General features: G+C 33.7%; 18 protein-coding genes. 16 read left to right on the top strand and 2 right to left on the bottom strand.

Going from position 1 to position 16,083, the window contains the following annotated elements; genetic code table 11:
• Window positions 1-3: 3 nt before the first annotated feature.
• The 12 genes from RT261_RS13280 to RT261_RS13225 all read left to right on the top strand — a co-directional run bounded on the left by RT261_RS13280 (window position 4) and on the right by RT261_RS13225 (window position 10,062).
• Window positions 4-753: a hypothetical protein gene (locus RT261_RS13280; RefSeq protein WP_313133146.1), complete on the top strand. Its 750-nt coding sequence runs from the start codon at window positions 4-6 to the stop codon at window positions 751-753.
• A 19-nt stretch (window positions 754-772) separates the two neighbouring features.
• A complete protein-coding gene (locus RT261_RS13275) occupies window positions 773-1,141 on the top strand; it encodes a PH domain-containing protein (RefSeq protein WP_313133145.1) in 369 nt (122 codons plus the stop codon).
• 341 nt (window positions 1,142-1,482) lie between these two features.
• Window positions 1,483-2,259: a threonine/serine exporter family protein gene (locus RT261_RS13270; RefSeq protein ID WP_313133144.1), complete on the top strand. Its 777-nt coding sequence runs from the start codon at window positions 1,483-1,485 to the stop codon at window positions 2,257-2,259.
• Entirely contained in the window at window positions 2,256-2,675 is a 420-nt protein-coding gene (locus RT261_RS13265) for a threonine/serine exporter family protein (protein ID WP_313133143.1), read from the top strand. The genes RT261_RS13270 and RT261_RS13265 overlap by 4 nt, the downstream gene beginning before the upstream one ends.
• Before the next feature lie 229 nt (window positions 2,676-2,904).
• Window positions 2,905-3,456 carry a histidine phosphatase family protein gene (locus RT261_RS13260; protein ID WP_313133142.1) on the top strand — a complete coding sequence of 184 codons (552 nt, stop codon included), beginning with the start codon at window positions 2,905-2,907 and terminating at the stop codon, window positions 3,454-3,456.
• Entirely contained in the window at window positions 3,453-3,932 is a 480-nt protein-coding gene (rlmH, locus tag RT261_RS13255) for a 23S rRNA (pseudouridine(1915)-N(3))-methyltransferase RlmH (RefSeq protein ID WP_313133141.1), read from the top strand. Before RT261_RS13260 ends, rlmH begins: the two co-directional genes overlap by 4 nt.
• A 15-nt stretch (window positions 3,933-3,947) precedes the next feature.
• Window positions 3,948-4,958: an aspartate--ammonia ligase gene (gene asnA, locus RT261_RS13250; protein WP_313133140.1), complete on the top strand. Its 1,011-nt coding sequence runs from the start codon at window positions 3,948-3,950 to the stop codon at window positions 4,956-4,958.
• 25 nt (window positions 4,959-4,983) lie between these two features.
• Complete coding sequence (locus tag RT261_RS13245; protein WP_313133139.1) at window positions 4,984-5,610, top strand: histidine phosphatase family protein; 627 nt, start codon at window positions 4,984-4,986, stop codon at window positions 5,608-5,610.
• Between the two features lie 287 nt (window positions 5,611-5,897).
• On the top strand, window positions 5,898-7,256 hold the full coding sequence (gene trkA, locus RT261_RS13240) for a Trk system potassium transporter TrkA (protein ID WP_313133138.1): 1,359 nt from the start codon (window positions 5,898-5,900) through the stop codon (window positions 7,254-7,256).
• 64 nt (window positions 7,257-7,320) lie between these two features.
• Window positions 7,321-8,769 carry a TrkH family potassium uptake protein gene (locus RT261_RS13235; protein WP_313133137.1) on the top strand — a complete coding sequence of 483 codons (1,449 nt, stop codon included), beginning with the start codon at window positions 7,321-7,323 and terminating at the stop codon, window positions 8,767-8,769.
• A gap of 109 nt (window positions 8,770-8,878) precedes the next feature.
• The gene (locus RT261_RS13230; protein WP_313133136.1) at window positions 8,879-9,853 is read left to right on the top strand and encodes a DUF4349 domain-containing protein; all 975 of its coding nucleotides are present in this window, start codon (window positions 8,879-8,881) and stop codon (window positions 9,851-9,853) included.
• A gap of 65 nt (window positions 9,854-9,918) precedes the next feature.
• Window positions 9,919-10,062 carry a hypothetical protein gene (locus tag RT261_RS13225; protein WP_313133135.1) on the top strand — a complete coding sequence of 48 codons (144 nt, stop codon included), beginning with the start codon at window positions 9,919-9,921 and terminating at the stop codon, window positions 10,060-10,062.
• A 90-nt stretch (window positions 10,063-10,152) separates the two neighbouring features.
• Here RT261_RS13225 and RT261_RS13220 read toward each other — a convergent pair whose 3' ends face one another.
• Both RT261_RS13220 and RT261_RS13215 read right to left on the bottom strand, forming a co-directional pair.
• Window positions 10,153-10,425 (bottom strand): hypothetical protein, encoded by a 273-nt coding sequence (locus tag RT261_RS13220; RefSeq protein ID WP_313133133.1) that lies wholly within the window; start codon window positions 10,423-10,425, stop codon window positions 10,153-10,155.
• Entirely contained in the window at window positions 10,418-11,467 is a 1,050-nt protein-coding gene (locus tag RT261_RS13215) for an alpha/beta hydrolase (protein ID WP_313133132.1), read from the bottom strand. The genes RT261_RS13220 and RT261_RS13215 overlap by 8 nt, the downstream gene beginning before the upstream one ends.
• A 211-nt stretch (window positions 11,468-11,678) precedes the next feature.
• Between RT261_RS13215 and RT261_RS13210 the strand changes: the two genes are divergently transcribed.
• From RT261_RS13210 to RT261_RS13195, 4 genes are all read left to right on the top strand, one after another.
• Window positions 11,679-12,461 (top strand): DUF4004 family protein, encoded by a 783-nt coding sequence (locus RT261_RS13210; protein WP_313133130.1) that lies wholly within the window; start codon window positions 11,679-11,681, stop codon window positions 12,459-12,461.
• Window positions 12,458-13,339, top strand: a complete 882-nt coding sequence (locus RT261_RS13205; RefSeq protein WP_313133129.1) for a hypothetical protein — start codon at window positions 12,458-12,460, stop codon at window positions 13,337-13,339. Before RT261_RS13210 ends, RT261_RS13205 begins: the two co-directional genes overlap by 4 nt.
• 247 nt (window positions 13,340-13,586) lie before the next feature.
• Window positions 13,587-14,225, top strand: a complete 639-nt coding sequence (locus RT261_RS13200) for a hypothetical protein (RefSeq protein ID WP_313133127.1) — start codon at window positions 13,587-13,589, stop codon at window positions 14,223-14,225.
• Window positions 14,206-16,065: an ABC transporter ATP-binding protein gene (locus RT261_RS13195; protein WP_313133126.1), complete on the top strand. Its 1,860-nt coding sequence runs from the start codon at window positions 14,206-14,208 to the stop codon at window positions 16,063-16,065. The genes RT261_RS13200 and RT261_RS13195 overlap by 20 nt, the downstream gene beginning before the upstream one ends.
• Window positions 16,066-16,083: the final 18 nt, after the last annotated feature.

Genomic DNA, 16,083 nt, shown 5'->3' with positions numbered 1-16,083 from the left:
GTAATGTTTAAGAAACTAAAGATGATAGGTCTGATGATTTTTTGTGGGGGAATGTTAACAGGCTGTATGCAAACTGTAGACATGACCGGTCAGGAGAGTAACATGATTGCAGAATCAATGGCAGGCCTTTTATTAAAATATGATAAAAATTATGAAGGTGATTTGATTTATCAGGAATCAAAAGACTTAAGAGTAGAAATTGAATTAAAAGAAGAAAAATCTAAAAAGGTAACAACTCTGACTGCCACCGGAGAAAAAGCAGATAAGAATGAATCAAACTCCGGTATGGTAACAGCTGATAACAAGAATAAAGTTACCGGGAAAAAAACAGATGAGAAAAATAAACTAAATGAAACCTTAGGTAATAAGAATTTCAAAGTATCTTTTCAAAAATATGAAACTAGTAAAAGCTATGATGGAAATATAAGTAACAAAGCTTTTTCTATTGATGCATCTAATAATAATCAGTTGCTGATAGCTCGTTTTGATATAACCAACTTAACAAAGAAAAAACAGAATTTTAATTTAATAAATTCGAATCTTCAATATCATTTACAAGTAAATAAAGAAACTTTCTACAAACCATTAGTAACTATATTAGTCAATGATTTGCAATACATTAATCTGGACTTTGCGGCCCAAGAAACAAAAGAAGCGGTTATTCTTTTTGAAATACCGAAAGATATTGATCTATCTAATGTAGAAATGATAGTGAGCAATAAAGATAGTTCGTTAAATATTAAAATGAAATAAATAAGTAAGGAGCAAAGAAATGATTTATGTAGAAAGGAAAAGAACCAAGTTTTTGGCTTTGCCTATTTGTTTTACAACTTATACAATATCGGATGAAAAGATTACAATTACAAGTGGTTTTCTTAGCATTACAGTAGATGACGCGTTCATGTATAAAGTTCAGGATGTAAAACTAACAAAAAGTTTATTGGAAAGAATCTTTAAGTTAGGAACCATCACTTGCTATACCGGTGATACCACCCATCCGGAGTTGAAACTTTTACATATTAAAAAGTCAAGTGAAATTAAAGATTTTCTTCTGGTTGCTTCTGAAGAGGCCAGAAGAAAGAGAAGAACCATCCATAATATGGATATCGGAAATTATGATATTGAGGATATAAGTGAGTAATTTAAAATAATTCATGATGATCAATCTATTATGTACGGGAAAAATCAAAGAGGCTGTTGCAAAACAATATATGGTTTGTAACAGCTCCACTTTTGTTCATAAAGATACGAATATTTTCAATTATATAGGGTAATACAAAAAGAGAAAGGTCAATTACAAAATAATTTGTAAAAGACCTTCTCAATCTATATTAAAATTAGAGGGGAGGAGAAAGTGAAACTATATCACTAGCTTACCTCTATTATAAAATTCATATGTGAGTAAAGTATGAAGATAATTAGAATAATTTGTTAACAATTTAGTTCATATTTAATACGCTAAAAAGGAGAATTTTCCCCGAAATGAATTATAAACTTTTAGTTGATACAGCGATGTTAGCAGGTGAAATAATGTTGGTCAGCGGTGCGGAAACATATCGAGTAGAAGACACCATGAGCCGGATATTGAAAACTTCCGGATTGGAAAAAACAGAAACCTTTGTTACTCCAACAGGAATTTTTCTTACTTTGGGAGACACCAGTATAGATAACATAACCTTAATAAAAAGGATTGAAACCAGAATTACTGATCTTTCCAAGATTTATGAAGTGAATAATGTATCCCGTGCATTATGTAATGACTCCATATCTTTAACAGAAGCCTATGAGATGTTAAAAAGTATTAATCAGGCTAAAAAATATAATATTACAATTTATAATATTTGTATTATTTTAGGTTCGGCTGCTTTTACTATTTTGCTTGGGGGCAAATGGATTGACTGTTTTATTGCCAGTATAAACGGTGCTTTTATTGCGCTTATTTTTATGCTTACGAAAACAACGAAGATAAAAAGTTTTATAAAAAATATGATGTGTTCCATCGTTATTGCATTTACCAGTGTTGCCATAACACATTTTTTTGACATAGGGATACAGAGGGATATTCTAATCAGTGGTTCAGCAATGCCCTTACTTCCTGGTGTGGCAATCACCAATGCAATTCGGGATATTCTCCAGGGAGATTATCTTTCAGGTGGAGCTCGCGCTATTGAAGCCTTTGTATCAGCAGCAACTATTGCAGCAGGTATTGGTGTTGGACTGGCTTTCTTCTCCTTAATAATAGGAGGTGGCGTACTATGATAATACAGGTTATGGGTGCTTTTATTGCGGTAATAACCATCGCGGTTACCTTCGGTGTGCCTAAGAAGTTTTTAATACATGCAGGAACAGTTGGAGCAGTTGGCTGGTTGGTTCATTTAATTCTAAGCTCCATGGGGTTCCCTATTGTTACCAGTATGTTTTTTGCAGCTTTAACAATAGCGCTTTTGTCTCACAGTTATGCAAGGGTATTAAAAACACCGGTTACTTTATTCCTAATTACAGGTATATTACCTTTGGTACCTGGAGTAGGCATGTATCAGATCGTATACTATTTAATTACTAATGATAAGGAACTATCCGGTTATTATTTTAATCAAACTATGCAAATAGCTGGTATGATTGCTTTAGCAATCTTTATTATTGATACTATTTTTCGATTTTTTCAAACAAAATAGTTTCCTAAAAAAGTTGCATTTATTTATAAAAAAAGTTACAATAGTTTTTAAAAAATAAAAAATTAAAATATCTTGTAAACATTTGGAACACAAATATCATTGCGGGATACTTAGTTATTTTATTAATAATAAAACATACAGTAGAATCACATAGGAGTATTTCTATGAGATTCTTTACCTTTTACATTTATTCACATACTTAGTTTAAAAAGTTAATTCGGGAGATAAGATGAGAATTGGATTATTAAGACACTTTAAAGTAAACTGTCCACATAAAAAAGTCATGACTTCCCAGGAATTCAGAGAATGGTCTGAGAGATATGAGAAGTCAAAAGTAATTAAAAAACCGGTTGAAATGTATGGTATTGAGTGGGATGTCTGCTATGTCAGTGACATGCCAAGAGCAATTACCACTGCAAAAGAGGTGTATAGCGGAAATCTTCAGATAGATAAATTATTAAGGGAAGTAGATAATGCACCCTTCATACATTCGGACAGAGTCAAACTACCCTTTGAAATCTGGCATGTATGCGGGAGACTGGCTTGGTTTTTCAAATCTAAAAGCCAACCGGAAACTGTCATAGGGACCAGAAGAAGAATTAATAAATTTTTGGACAGAATTGATTGGTCAAAAGAAAATATATTAATTGTATGCCATGGATTTATGATTTATAATTTTCAGAAGGAATTACGAAAAAGAGGATTTGAAGGAGAAAAATTGAAAGTTGTAAAGAATGGTGTATTATATCAATATGTAGGAGATAAGAAAAAGAAATCATGAAAATTACAATCATTGGAGTAGGGAAGATAAAAGAAAAATATTTTACTCTTGCAATCGATGAATACAGTAAGAGATTAAGCCGTTACTGCAAATTGGAAATCATAGAAGTAAATGATGAAAAGACTCCGGATCAGGCAAGTGAAGCTGAAGAAAAGCAAATTAAAAAAGTAGAAGGTGAAAGAATATTAAAGCATATCAAAAATGATGGGTATGTAATTGCCTTAGCCATTGAAGGGATTATGTTATCTTCTATGGAGCTTGCAGATAAAGTGGAACAATTAGGCGTAGATGGCGCTAGCCATCTTATTTTTATTATTGGCGGATCATTAGGACTTAGCAGTGAGGTTTTATCCAGAGCAGATTACAAATTAAGTTTTTCTAAAATGACCTTTCCACACCAGATGATGAGAGTCGTTTTATTAGAGCAGATATACCGGGCATATCGTATCAATACGAATCAGCCTTATCATAAATAGTGAAGGAGAAATACAATGGAGCATTTAATTATACCCGATGGATATAAGTCAGCATTAGGAATAAAAGAAACAGAAATTGGTATTAAACTTGTAAAAGACTTTTTTGAAAGGGAACTGGCAAAACAACTGAATCTTACCAGAGTTTCCGCACCTTTATTTGTTAAACCGGAAACTGGATTGAATGATAATCTGAACGGAGTGGAGCGCCCTGTAAGTTTTGGGATTAAGGAGCAAAATGATGCAGAAGTAGAGATTGTACATTCTCTTGCAAAATGGAAGAGAATGGCGCTTAAGAGATATGGATTTGAACACGGAGAGGGCCTTTATACCGATATGAACGCCATTCGCCGTGATGAAGATACGGATAACATTCATTCCCTCTTCGTTGACCAGTGGGACTGGGAAAAGATTATTCTTAAAGAAGAACGTAATGAAGAAACTTTGAAGGACATCGTTAAAAAAGTATACAATGCCTTAAAGAATACGGAAAAGTATATTGCCCACGAATATAATTTCATAGAAGAATTTTTACCTGAGGAAATCACTTTTGTGACTTCACAGGAATTAGAAGATGCATATCCTGACTGTACACCAAAAGAAAGAGAACATAAGATTTCAAAGTTAAAAGGTGCTGTATTTATTATGCAAATTGGCGGGACTTTAGCTTCCGGAGAAAGACACGATGGAAGAGCACCGGACTATGATGACTGGAAATTAAATGGTGATATTATTGTATATTATCCGGTTTTGGACATTTCTCTGGAGTTATCCTCCATGGGTATTCGTGTAGACGAAGAAACCTTAAAGCAGCAGTTAGAAATCAGTAAATGCTTGGAAAGAGCAGAGTTACCTTTCCAAAAATCACTTTTAAATCACGAATTACCATACACAATAGGCGGTGGTATTGGGCAGTCCAGAATTTGTATGTTTTTCTTAAGAAAAGCCCACATTGGTGAAGTACAAGCCTCTGTATGGCCGGATGAAATAGTGGAATTCGCAGATAATCATGGTTTACATTTGCTATAATTAAGAAAAGGAGCGGGACTGTCTTATGAATATTTATCTAATCAGACATGGCAGGCAGAACAGCCAGTTGTGTAATGTGAATGTATCTCTTGCAGAGGAAGGCAGAAAACAGGCCGAGCTTTTGGGAAAGCGTTTAAGCGGGTATCATATTGACGGATTGTATTCCAGTCATTTGATAAGGGCTACGGAGACTGCACAAATTGTAAATAGATATATTAAGCAGGAACACATTATTCGTGGAGATTTGAGAGAAATTTCATTTGGTATTCTGGAAGGCAAATCAGATGAATACATTCAGGAACATTTTGGAGCCTTTAAATCAGAGCAAATGAAACTGGAAGAAGATATTCCCTATCCGGGCGGTGAATGCGGAAGAGATGTATTCAAACGAGCTATGGTCACCATGAATGAAATAAAGAAGAGCGGTAAACATAATGTGGCAGTGATTACTCACGGAGGAGTAATTCGTTCTTTATTAGCTGGATTGTTAGGAACTGATATGAGTAAAAAACTTTTATTTGCAGTCTCCTTAGAAAATTGCAGCATTACTCAATTAATTTATGATGAAGAGTATGAAAGATTTTATTTACAAAGATTTAATGACTACGGACATTTAGAAGAAGAACCATCTTTATTACGCAGAAATTGGTAAAGAGGTGCTTTTAAAGGAGCAGTTAGAGAGTGTTTTACGGTACTTTCTAACTGTTATTTTGTTTTAAACTTCGGAGCAAATGGACCATTGTAATCCAGAATATTCATGATATAATGAAAGCGTAATGAGGGAGATGCCAAGATCATGAACATGCTTTACGTTCATGATATAATGAAAGCGGTATAAATAAAGCAGGGCATATAGTTACCCTAGGGAAGTTTTTAAAGATTCCAATATATTTTATATCAAAGATTTGCAGTATTTATATAAAAACAAGGAGAAATATAATGAACATAGTAATTGTTGGAGACGGGAAAGTTGGCAGTACTTTGGTGAAGCAGCTTTCCAAAGAGGGACATGATATTGTTATTATTGATAATAACTTATCTGTAATAGAAAACTCTATGAACATGTATGATGTAATGGGGATAGATGGAAATGGAGCAAATTTATTGATTCAAAAGCAAGCTGCTGTAGATAAATCAGACTTGTTTATTGCAGCAACTTCCAGTGATGAGTTAAATATGCTTAGTTGTATGATGGCAAAAAAATTAGGAGCAAAACATAGAGTAGGCAGAGTAAGAAATCCGGAATATTCAGACCAGCTGGGATTTTTAAAGGAAGAGTTGGGAATGAATATGGTAATTAATCCAGAGCAAACGACAGCTCTGGAAATTTCACGAATATTAAGATTTCCTACTGCTATAAAAATTGAGACCTTTTCCAATGGAAGAGCAGAACTAATAGAGATAAAGGTTCCGGAGGGCAGCCGTCTGGTAGGACAACCTTTATATAAGCTTTCTTCCATGTGTGATGTAAAGGTTTTAATTTGTGTGGTACAAAGAGGCACTCAGGTTATTATTCCAACAGGAGAATTTGTTGTTCAGGCAGGAGATAGAATCAGTATTACCGCATCGCCTCACCAAATTCATACTTTTATTAAACGTACGGGTCTTTTAAAAGATAAAGTAAAAATGGTTATGATTGTGGGCGGAAGCCGTTTAGGACATTACTTAGCAAAGATGCTCTTAGAAGTAGGAATGGAAGTAAAGATTATTGAAGTGAAGGAAGAGGTCTGCAGACAATTAAGTGAAGATCTTCCTAAGGCTATTATAATCCATGGGGATGGAACCAATCATGAATTATTAATTGAAGAAGGAATTGATAGTACAGATGCTTTTATATCCTTGACTGGAATTGATGAAGAAAATATAATATTATCCATGTATGCAAAGAAGAAACAAGTAAAAAAAGTAGTTACGAAGATTAATAAGATTTCTTTTTCCAAGCTGCTTACAGACGATATGGTGGATTCTATTGTTTCACCCAAATATCTTACAGCGAATCAAATTGTAAGTTATGTCCGAGGGTTACAGAATTCCATGGGAAGTAGTGTTCAGACCTTGCACAGACTTGTAGATAACCAAGTGGAAGCATTAGAATTTGCTGTTAAAGTAAAAGATCATTTTATCGGAAAGCAATTAAAAGACTTAAGATTAAAAGAAAATCTTTTAATTGCAACCATCATACGAAACCATAAAACAATAATTCCAGCGGGTAATGATACCCTGGAGGTGGGAGACAGGGTTATTATTGTAACTACCATTCCATATTTGAGAGATTTAAAAGATATTGTATTACAATAGATTATGCTAATATTTGACTAAAGATTAGATTAATATGCATATATTAATTATACTTGGAGGCATTATGAATAAAAAGATGATTGCCTATGTATTAGGCTACATTATGAAAGTAGAAGCAGCATTGATGTTATTGCCTTTGATTGTTTCCATATATTATAAAGAGAAGAGCGGATATGCTTTTGTAGTGGCTATTCTGCTTTTGGTAACTTTAGGATTTGCTATATCTTTTAAAAAACCTAAAAACACTGTTATTTATGCCAAAGAAGGTTTCGTTATTGTTGCATTATCATGGATTGTATTGTCTGCATTTGGAGCTTTGCCTTTCTTTATCAGCGGTGAAGTTACTAATTATATAGATTGCTTTTTTGAAGCGGTATCGGGATTTACAACAACGGGTTCCAGTGTTATAGGCAATGTGGAAGTATTATCAAAAAGTTTGCTTTTTTGGCGAAGCTTTACCCACTGGGTTGGAGGTATGGGAGTTCTGGTATTTGTTTTAGCTATTATACCTCTTGCCGAAGGAAGATCCATGCATTTAATGAGGGCAGAGGTACCGGGGCCTACAGTTGGTAAATTAGTTCCTAAAATTAAGAATACTTCCATGATTTTATATGGTATTTACCTTGGAATGACTATTATACAGGTCATTTTACTGGTTATAGGCGGTATGCCTTTTTTTGATAGTTTGCTGCATACCTTTGGCACTGCAGGTACGGGAGGATTTGGTATAAAGAATAATAGTGTTGCCTTTTATAATAGTGCTTATATAGATGGGGTTATCACTGTATTTATGATACTCTTTGGTATCAATTTTAATCTTTATTATTTTATTATTATAGGACAAATCAGACAGGCATTTAAAAGTGAAGAATTACGTTTATATTTAGGTGTTATTGCTATTTCTATTATAAGTATAACGATTAATATCGTACCATATTATAAAAATGGGTTAGAAGCCTTCCGGTATGCTTCCTTCCAGGTAGGTTCCATTATTACCACGACCGGTTTTTCAACTGCTAATTTTGACCTTTGGCCGGAATTTTCGAAAATGATTTTGTTAATTCTAATGTTCTTTGGTGCTTGTGCCGGTTCTACAGCAGGTGGCATAAAGATGGCCAGACTGGTTGTTATGTACAAGAGTGCAATTCATCATATAAAAAGTATGCTACACCCCAGATATGTTAATTCCATACACTTTGAAGGAAAACCGGTAGATAATGATACATTAAAAGGCATTAATAATTACTTTATACTTTATATGCTTATTTTAGGCATGTCCTTACTTTTTGTATCCTTAGATGGATTTGACTTTGAAACAACATTTTCAGCAGTTGTTACCTGCTTAAATAATGTGGGACCTGGATTCGGAGGAGTGGGGCCGCTTAGTAATTTTTCGGAACTATCGAACTTTTCAAAGCTTATACTTTCCTTTAACATGCTTGTGGGACGATTAGAAATCTTCCCTATTGTATTACTTTTTGCACCTTCTATCTGGAAGAGGCGCAGAGCTTAAATAGGCAAGAACCTTAACGAACTCTTAACTAACCTTGAGATCCTCAATGCAAGCTCTATAGTTGTATTGTAGTCTAATATTATATATGTATAAGAAAGGGAGGAGTTTTATGAAAAGAATGAGGTCGTTTTACCTGGTATTACTGCTAGTTTTTATCATGTCATTAGCTGCCTGTGGTAAGAAACAAAATGCAACGGAAAAAAAGGATTACAATTACGCTAATGATGCTGCCGGTACGGAGTCTGCATTACCGAAAGAGGCGGTTCCAGAAAGTCAATCTGAAGGAAGTATAACAAACACTTCTTCTATTAACACGAATGATCCTTTGAATAATTCTCAGGATAAAATTATCAGACGTGTTAATTTGGAGATGGAAACCCAGGAATTTGATCAATTAATTTCTTCCATTGATACACATATTAATCAATTGGGAGGTTATGTAGAAAGTTCCAATATCACCGGAAGAAGATATTATAGTAACAATTCCATGCGTTATGGGAGTATTGTTGCTCGGATTCCCAAAGCCAGATTAAATGAGTTTTTAAACACTGTAGATGATATTTCCAATGTTGTAACCAGAGACGAAACAACAGAAAATGTTACCATAAAATATGTGGATGTTGAAAGTCATAAAAAGGCTTTAGAAATTGAGCAGGAACGGTTGCTTGCGCTTCTTGAAAAAGTGAAAACGTTGAAAGATATTATAACACTGGAAGAACGTTTAAGTACCGTTCGTTATGAATTAGAAAATTATGAAGCACAACTTAGAACCTATGATAACCTTGTAGATTACAGTACGGTAACAATGAACATACAGGAAGTAGAACGAATGACCGCAGTTGCAGAGAATAAACTGTCTGTTTGGGAGCGAATCAGAACTGGTTTTGGAGATACTATGTTTAACATTGGGGAAGGACTTCAGAATTTCTTTGTATGGTTTATCGTTAACCTGCCATATCTTTTAATTTGGGCAGTAATCATTGCTGTGATTGTGATTATTAGCAGAAGGTATATTGAGAAAAGTAAGACGAAAAGCATTGAATATGAACCTAAGCGGGAGGAAGATAAAACAAAGCAAGAATAAAGCTTGACTTTAACAATTTAAGCAATCGCATTAATAATACTAAAGAGCTACAGATTAAGGTAGAGGTGGATCACTCAGTAGAAGTAAATGAGCAGAAGAATGCTGATGCAGGTCATTCACCGTGGAGATTGGATACAGTTTATGTATCCCAGGTATTTGCAAGTTTGCTGTTATCACTGGAAGGTAATGGATATGATCCTGCAGGATAAATAAAAAGGAGCAATAGGATGACACGGTACGCCATTCTAATTGCTCCTTAGCTCTATATTGCTAAAGGGTACGTTGCTTCAATAATCTTTTTATTTATATTTGCGAATAATCAGCAAAGTACCATATAGCAAGAAAGCAGCTCCTGCGGCAATCAAAATTCTTACAATATATTTCATATACTTCGATTTTTTTAATTCATTTACCTTATCTAAAAGAATGTTTAATATAAAATATAGAGTTCCTAACCAAATGGGGGATAGCATTAACCATATATGTTTGGTTGATAATACCAGAACAAACCAAGTGGGTATAATTACAAAAATTAATGTTATAGTTAACCCCTTCTTAATTTCTTTATTCATACTTTACCTCCTGCAAATATTTATTTAAGTTCTCAAAAACTTCTTTATTTCCCCAGAAAAAATTATGTTTTACATCCTTTAAGAAATAAAGCACAGAACCATTTGGAAATGCGTCAGAGAGATGGAGTGACGATTCATTTGGTATTAATTCATCTGCCTTTGACACTAGCAGCAAGGGTTGTATGTCAACAGATTTTGCATATTTAATAGATTCAAATTTATTTCTTACTAAGTATTTTAAAGGTCCATGAAATATATCAAGGATACTATTATATAAACTAACGCCTTCGTCATAAGGTGCCATTAATATTAAACCACGGATATTTCTTTGGGAGGCAAGATAAGTGGCCACTCCGGTTCCTATGCTATAACCCATTATTACTATATTATCTGAATCTACATCTTCACGGGTTATGGCGTAATCATAGGTTTTAAGAGCCATATCAAACATGGACTCATCACTTGGAGTACCTTTGCTGTTACCATATCCGGGATAATCAACCATCATAAAATTATAGCCATCAAAATAATTCCAATAATCAGCATCCTTATTAGAATGAAATCTTCTGGCTGAACACTCTCCATTTCCGCCAAAATAAAGAACTAAAGGTGCCCTTCCTTTTTCATTTTTTAATAACCAGCCTGAAAACTCTTTGTTATCTTTATTAAATTGGATTTCTTCGTATTTCTTGTATTTCTGATTTTTTTCATAGGATTCGATATCTTGATTTGGATAAAAAAACATCTCATCTGAGAAAAGTAAAATAGTAGCAGAGAAAGCTATTGTTAAGTTAACAAACAGGATGAAAAGAAATAAAAATCCCTTTGTAGTCTTAGTAATTATACTGGTTCCCTTCATACCTTTACTGACTAATAAACGAAATAAAACATTGATTATGAATAACAATAAAGCCATTAATAAAAATCCAAGAGCTAAACTTTTCATTTCCGTCAGATAGAGAAAGATTAGTAGAGTAATTACACACATAAAACAGGTTGGCAGTACATATTTTTTTAAAACATTCTCAGTTTTTTCTCCCATGGAATACCCTCTTTACACAATTATTTTTTATAACACGGTTCTATTATAGTATGAAACAGAGTAGAAATCTACCATTATATGTATGAAAAACCAAATAATATGACAAATGTAATATTTTATAATTTTTATATAGCATATATTGACAGTGTAACAATGTTATGTTACACTGATTTTGGGTTCAATGAAACAATGTTACGCAGGAGGGAAAAGAATGTTAATATCAAAAAAAGAACTGCTGGCACAGACAGGAATATCTTACGGTCAACTTTACCGATGGAAGAGAGAACGATTGATTCCCGAAGAATGGTTTATGAAACAATCCTCTTATACCGGGCAAGAAACATTTTTTCCTAAAGAGCAGATTTTAAATAGAATTAGAATGATACAGGAATTAAAGGATAAATATTCTCTTGAGGAACTGGCTAAAATGTTATCCCCGGAATCCACAGAAGTAGGATTTGATTTTGAAGATTTAGAAAGAATTGAAGAAATAGACCATGAAATGCTGCCTATATTCCAGACTATATTGGATAAAAAGATATATTCTTATATTGAGATTCTGATATTTGTAATATTATCCAAGTTGAAAGAAGAACTAAATTTGAATGAAAAGCAGACTGGTACCTTATTAGAGGGAATGAAAATGCATTTAGAAGGAATGAAGACTACCGATTACGTGTTGATTATTTTCAATCAGGAAATGAATTATTTTGCGGTAATATCCCAGGAACAATCACCTATTTATTTAGATACCAGGTTTGAGATAATAAAAAAAATACGTATGAACGAAGTATCCAATCAAATGAAATTCAAGTACAGTAAGGTGTTTCAATTTAATCCTGATTTGGAAAATAAGAATAGCGCTTCTTCTAAAGAGGCATCCAATCAGTCTTATTCGGATACTTCATCTGGAAAAGACACTAATTATTCAAATAAAAAGGAAGAAAAAGAGGATATATTATTAAAGTTTAATAATTGGGAGGTGCGGTTTTGAGAAGAAATATTTTATCTTTTTCAGGTAAAACCATTACTGGTGAAATAGGAAAAATACTTGCAACTGGGGATGTAAATATTGCAAATGCCAATGTTGAAAAGTTAACTGGAGCAGGAGATGTGAATATAGAGAACAGCTATATAGGGGATACCAAATTAGCAGGAGATTTAACAGCTTCGGGCAGCAGCTTTGGAACTTTTAATCTGGCTGGAGAAGCTAAGTTTTTAGGAAATTGCAAAGGCGATACCTTTATTATAATTGGCAGGATGGAAGCGGAATCTCTGGAAGCAAGAATCTTACGTAATTTCAGTGTGATTAGTAATGTGAAAATATATGGTAATGAAATAAACCACAGTAAGGACAGCGTTTACAAAGGTAAAATAAAAGCGGAAACTTTTGAAAATCTATGCGACTTTCATTTGAATTTCGACTATGATTTTAAAAATATTCTTAGTATCGGTACCTTATATGGGGAAGGAATCCTGGAATGTGAAGAGCTTTATAGTTTTGGAAGTATAAAGGTAGAAGAAATCAATGCAGAAGTTGTTTATATTCATCCGGATTCTGGTTCTAAAGTGAAACAGGTCATGGGAAGCGATATAAGAATTACTAAAAACTTTTTGATGGATCAGACCTTTTTATCATTACCCAAATCTGCGGATAACAAATTATACAGAAGAGAAGCTTCAAATCCGGCAACTATTATGGAGCTGGACAGCATTGAAGGTGATGATATTGTATTGGATCATGTCCGTGCTAAATATGTTAGTGGTGACCATGTAATTATAGGAGATCGCTGTGTAATTGATACTGTGGAATATAAAAGTGATATAGAGATTTCTTCATGGGCAAAAGTAAAAAATAAAATAAAATTATAATATTATGCAGCTGCTAACAGAAAAAAATTAATAGGAAAAAGAAAAAATATACATTTGATTTGTGAGGGCATTTATAACTGCTAAGTTAACTTTGATAAAGCATATTTATAAATGAAAGAAGTAAGGATGACAATAATGTTTTAAGGGTTGAAGAAAATATATTAAGAAGGGACACCACAAAATTATTCTTTCAACCAGTTATTAGTGGTGGTATTACATCTTTAAATGATGTTGATGGGTGTTTAATATGAGAAATATAAATTTAGAAGGACTTGGAAAAATAAGCGGTGGAGAATATGATATTATTAGCGTAGAAGGAGTAGGCGATATTACTGGTGATATTAAAGTATCCAAATTGACTGTAGAAGGTGTCTTAAAATGTAACGGTGCTATTGAAGCTGAGGAAATGAATATCGAAGGGGTTATTACCCTTAATAAATCAGTAAGAGTGAAAGAATTACAAATTGAAGGAGTCGTGAACCAGAAGAACGAAAAAATAGAAGCAGACCATATTTATTGTGAAGGGGTACTGAACTCTGAAGGTGAAATTTCAGCAGATAAGATTGAAGTGGAAGGTAATATATCAGCACCGGAAGTCTATGGCGAATACATTAAAATTGATAATTACAGGCATATGTTGAATAAGGATGTGCATTTCAATATATTCGGGTTTGGTTTTCATAATAAAAAAGGAAGGGATCGGTCATCTGTAAAGGTGATGGAGGCCACTACCATTGAACTTAGTAACGTAAGAGCAGGATCGGTAAGAGGGAATAATGTAACCATTGGAGCAAATTGTGTTATTGAAGAAGTGGAATGCGATGGTAGTTTATTCATAGATCCCAGAGCAAAGGTAGGTAAGGTAAATGGGCAGGCACAAAGATGAAACTAATAAAAAAGTTTATTCCACCTGGAATAATGTAAAATACATTATTTCTCATAGTTGGAAATACGATAAATCTATATTTGGGACATTCGGGATATTTACTGTTTTAAGCGGGATATTTCCCTTTATAGGTATCCTGCTTCCTAAATATATATTAGATGAATTAACAGGCAGTCAGGACAAAAACAAACTGATTTTATTATTGATAAGTTTCTTTTTATCATCAGCCATTGTTGGATATATAGTAACATTTATAAAAAATTCCTACCTGCCTAAAATGATAGATATCCGTTTTCAATTCATTCATATGCTGAGTATAAAATGCATGACTACGGATTATAAAAACACAGAAGATCCGTCCTTTCTGAATACGGTAGAAACCGCCTTTCGTGCTTTGCAAAGTAATGCGAACGGATTGGAAGGTATTCTTCATAAGTTATTTTACTTAGGTGGAAATATAATTGTTCTTATAGGGTATATGCTGATTATCGGCAAGCTGAATATATTTATTCTGCTATATTTAATAGCCAACGTTAGTCTTGTTTATTATTTTACCTTTTCAGTAAAAAAATATGAATATAATAAGGCAGATGAATTATCAGATATAGACCGGCACTCAAAATACTCCTATGATTTAATGTATAATTTTGCATATGGAAAAGATATGAGAATCTACAGTCTGACAGATTGGATAGGAACCTTATATCAGAAATTTAAGAAACAGCGTTTTGCTATAGAGAAAAAAATCAAATATAAATACTTCGGAGTGGGAGTAAGCGAAGTGATTTTCTTAATGATAAGAGAAGGCATTGTTTATATTTATCTGATATATCAGGTAATGAATCATGGTTTAAGCATTGGTAGTTTTACTATGTATTTTGCAGCAATTGCAAGCTTTGCAAATGTGATGAAGGTAATTATGGACGATATGGCACATATTCGTGCACAAAGTCTGTATGTAAGTGACCTCAGAGTATTTATGGGAAGAAAGGAAGAAAAAGAACCGGATCATCCAAGACCGTTGCCGGAGGGACCATATGAAATAGAATTTAAGAATGTAACGTTCCGGTATCCCGGAAGTGAAAAATATGTTTATAAAGACATCTCTTTTCATATAAAACCAGGTCAGAAACTGGCTATTGTAGGGCACAATGGAGCAGGAAAAACTACTTTTGTGAAATTGCTATGCCGTATGTATGAACCGGAATCCGGAGAAATCCTCCTTAATGGAATCAATATCCAGGAATTCTCTAAAAAGGATTATTACACTCTGTTCTCAGCTGTATTTCAGGAAATTAAGACATTGGCCTTTTCTGTAGCTGAAAATATTGCAGTATCAGAAGGCAGTGTGGAAGAAGATAAAGTACTTAAGTGTCTTGAAAAGGCAGATATGAAGAAAAAAGTATTAGAACAGAAAAAAGGAATTTATACAAGTATGCAAAAAATACTGGATGATGAGGGAATTGAGTTTTCTGGTGGGGAAACGCAGAGGATTATACTGGCCAGAGCGCTGTATAAAGATGCAGGTATCGTTATACTTGACGAACCCACTGCAGCTCTGGATGCCATTGCGGAACGCAGCATTTATGAAAAGTTTAACGAAATGGTGGAGGGTAAAACCGCAATATTTATTTCCCATAGATTAGCAAGTACTTCCTTTTGTGATGTGATTGCCATGTTTGAAGAAGGACAATTAATTGAGTATGGTACTCATGAAGAATTGCTGGCTAAAAATGAGAAATATGCAGAAATGTTTCAGGTGCAGGCACAATATTATAAAGAAGATGAGGTTGCTGTTGCGACAGATAAGGCAGCAGAGGAACAATTACAGTATGACTGACCAGGAAAGCATCTTCAT

The organism is Anaerocolumna sp., from assembly GCF_032079385.1.
Taxonomy (GTDB): Bacteria; Bacillota; Clostridia; order Lachnospirales; family Lachnospiraceae; genus Anaerocolumna.
This window is presented reverse-complemented; position numbering and strand designations above follow the sequence as displayed.

Coding starts and splice junctions, on each gene's coding strand:
- RT261_RS13280 (WP_313133146.1), top strand. CDS start 4: ATGTTTAAGAAACTAAAGATGATAGGTCTGATGATTTTTTGTGGGGGA.
- RT261_RS13275 (WP_313133145.1), top strand. CDS start 773: ATGATTTATGTAGAAAGGAAAAGAACCAAGTTTTTGGCTTTGCCTATT.
- RT261_RS13270 (WP_313133144.1), top strand. CDS start 1,483: ATGAATTATAAACTTTTAGTTGATACAGCGATGTTAGCAGGTGAAATA.
- RT261_RS13265 (WP_313133143.1), top strand. CDS start 2,256: ATGATAATACAGGTTATGGGTGCTTTTATTGCGGTAATAACCATCGCG.
- RT261_RS13260 (WP_313133142.1), top strand. CDS start 2,905: ATGAGAATTGGATTATTAAGACACTTTAAAGTAAACTGTCCACATAAA.
- rlmH (WP_313133141.1), top strand. CDS start 3,453: ATGAAAATTACAATCATTGGAGTAGGGAAGATAAAAGAAAAATATTTT.
- asnA (WP_313133140.1), top strand. CDS start 3,948: ATGGAGCATTTAATTATACCCGATGGATATAAGTCAGCATTAGGAATA.
- RT261_RS13245 (WP_313133139.1), top strand. CDS start 4,984: ATGAATATTTATCTAATCAGACATGGCAGGCAGAACAGCCAGTTGTGT.
- trkA (WP_313133138.1), top strand. CDS start 5,898: ATGAACATAGTAATTGTTGGAGACGGGAAAGTTGGCAGTACTTTGGTG.
- RT261_RS13235 (WP_313133137.1), top strand. CDS start 7,321: ATGAATAAAAAGATGATTGCCTATGTATTAGGCTACATTATGAAAGTA.
- RT261_RS13230 (WP_313133136.1), top strand. CDS start 8,879: ATGAAAAGAATGAGGTCGTTTTACCTGGTATTACTGCTAGTTTTTATC.
- RT261_RS13220 (WP_313133133.1), bottom strand. CDS start 10,425: ATGAATAAAGAAATTAAGAAGGGGTTAACTATAACATTAATTTTTGTA.
- RT261_RS13215 (WP_313133132.1), bottom strand. CDS start 11,467: ATGGGAGAAAAAACTGAGAATGTTTTAAAAAAATATGTACTGCCAACC.
- RT261_RS13210 (WP_313133130.1), top strand. CDS start 11,679: ATGTTAATATCAAAAAAAGAACTGCTGGCACAGACAGGAATATCTTAC.
- RT261_RS13200 (WP_313133127.1), top strand. CDS start 13,587: ATGAGAAATATAAATTTAGAAGGACTTGGAAAAATAAGCGGTGGAGAA.
- RT261_RS13195 (WP_313133126.1), top strand. CDS start 14,206: ATGGGCAGGCACAAAGATGAAACTAATAAAAAAGTTTATTCCACCTGG.